This is a genomic window from Thermogutta sp. (assembly GCF_014359955.1).
GTDB lineage: Bacteria > Planctomycetota > Planctomycetia > Pirellulales > Thermoguttaceae > Thermogutta.
The window spans coordinates 1-2,112 of sequence record NZ_JACIYL010000758.1; the positions used below are offsets into that span (position 1 = coordinate 1).

Genomic DNA, 2,112 nt, shown 5'->3' on the forward strand with positions numbered 1-2,112 from the left:
TCGACCAGCGGCAATGGCAGAGTCTGCTGGACCTGTATGCCCGGCTGGCGGAGTACCTTCGCGCGATTGGCGAGCCACCCCTGTGACACCGCTTCGACCTGGCGCGTCCAGCAGGTCTTATGTGGGGCGGTCAGGCGGCGGAAGGTGGATGGGACAAAGCGGCGGGCGTTCACTCCCACCGGAGCACGGCCCCCTGATCCGCACTGGTGGCCATTCGCGCGTATTTGGCCAGGTAGCCTTTGACAAACCGCGGTGGCGGCGGTGACCAGCGTTTCCGGCGTTCGGCGAGGACTTCCTCGCTGACCAGGACGTTGAGCTTGCGGGCCGGGATATCGATTTCGATCATATCGCCAGGCTCCAGGAGGGCGATCGGACCGCCCGCGGCGGCCTCCGGACTGACGTGTCCGATGCAGGCCCCGGCCGTTCCCCCGCTGAAACGTCCATCCGTGATGAGGGCCACCTTGTCGTCGAGTTTGACACCTTTAATGGCCGTGGTGGGCGCCAGCATCTCCTGCATTCCCGGCCCTCCCTTCGGCCCTTCATAACGGATGACGACCACGTCACCGGCCTTGACCTTGCCATTGATGATTCCCTGATAGGCCTCGGTTTCGGATTCAAAGATGACCGCCGGCCCGGTGAAGCGGAGCATGTGTGGGAGGACGCCAGCCGTCTTGACCACCGCTCCCCGGGGCGCCAGGTTGCCATAAAGAATGGCCAGCCCGCCCTCCTGACTGTAGGCGTTTTCCACCTCACGGATGCAGTCATACGGGTCGAAGCCGAGCTGTTCCGGAGTGAGTTCACGAATCGACCGGGCTTTGCGCGGCACACTCAATCCCGGGACGTTTCGCTGTCCTCCCGCCGTGACCGCCGCCAGTTCCAGGGCCTCTTCGCTGGCCGTCTGGGCGCGGATGTCGTACTCGGCAATATTTTCGCCGAGGGTCTTTCCGGTCACGGTCATGCAATCCAGGTGGAGAAGACCGGGACGCCCCCGGGCGATGGCGCCCAGGATGGTGTGAACACCCCCGGCGTTGTGGACGTCCTCCACGTGATAGTGGCTGCTCGGCGCGACCCGGCAGATGTTGGGAGTTTTTCGACTCAGTTCATCAATCCGCCGCAGGTCGTAATCGATCTCCGCTTCTTTGGCCACCGCCATGATGTGGAGCACCGTGTTGGTGCTTCCCCCCATCGCCATGTCGAGAACCATCGCGTTGTCGATGGATTCTGCGGTGATGATCTCCCGGGGCAGCAGGCCGTGGCCAGGACCCAGCTTTTCGAATTGCCATACCATTTCCACAATCCGCTGGGCCGCACGTCGGTAGAGACGCTTTCGCTCCGCACTGGTGGCGAGGAGCGTGCCGTTGGTGGGGAGTGCGATGCCCAGGGCCTCGCACAGGCAGTTCATGCTGTTGGCGGTGAACATTCCGGAGCACGAACCGCAGGTGGGACAGCCGAGGCGTTCCAGTTCGGCCAGTTCTTCCTCGGTCAATTTACCGTCCTGCCGCGCTGCCGCCGCGATGAAGACGTCGATGAGATCGACCTTCCGGCCGTCGGGAGTCCGCCCAGCCTCCATCGGCCCGCCGCTCACAAAGATCGTCGGGATGTTGCACCGCACCGCCGCCATGAGCATCCCGGGGACGATCTTGTCGCAGTTGGGGATGCAGATCATCCCGTCGAAACAATGGGCCTGGAGCATCGTCTCCACGGAATCGGCAATCAGTTCCCGGCTGGGCAGCGAGTACTTCATTCCGGTATGGCCCATCGCGATGCCATCGTCAACGCCGATCGTGTTGAAGACGAAGGGTACCCCGCCGGCCTCGCGGACGCACTCTTTGATGAACTCACCGACCGCGTTGAGATGCACATGACCGGGGATGATATCGGTGTAGCTGTTGCAGATGGCGATAAACGGCTTGCGGAAATCATCATCCTGGACCCCGGTGGCGCGGAGCAAACTGCGATGGGGTGCCCGTGCAGCGCCGAGTTTGATCTGATCCGATCGCATTGTTGACCTCGCTGGTAACCAAATAAATCTCGCACAACTCGCGGGAGACTCGCGTCCGCCTGGACCGCCCCGCAAGTCAGATCTCTTTTACGGAACAAGTCGCGCCCTTG

General features: G+C 62.7%; 1 protein-coding gene. It reads right to left on the minus strand.

All coding sequences use genetic code 11. The annotated features are described in order from the left end of the window. Nucleotides 1-169: 169 nt before the first annotated feature. A complete protein-coding gene (ilvD, locus tag H5U08_RS16660; protein WP_297035637.1) occupies nt 170-2,002 on the minus strand; it encodes a dihydroxy-acid dehydratase in 1,833 nt (610 codons plus the stop codon). Nucleotides 2,003-2,112: the final 110 nt, after the last annotated feature.

Excerpts from the sequence above, each read along its gene's own strand:
- ilvD (WP_297035637.1), bottom strand. The coding sequence starts at position 2,002 with ATGCGATCGGATCAGATCAAACTCGGCGCTGCACGGGCACCCCATCGC.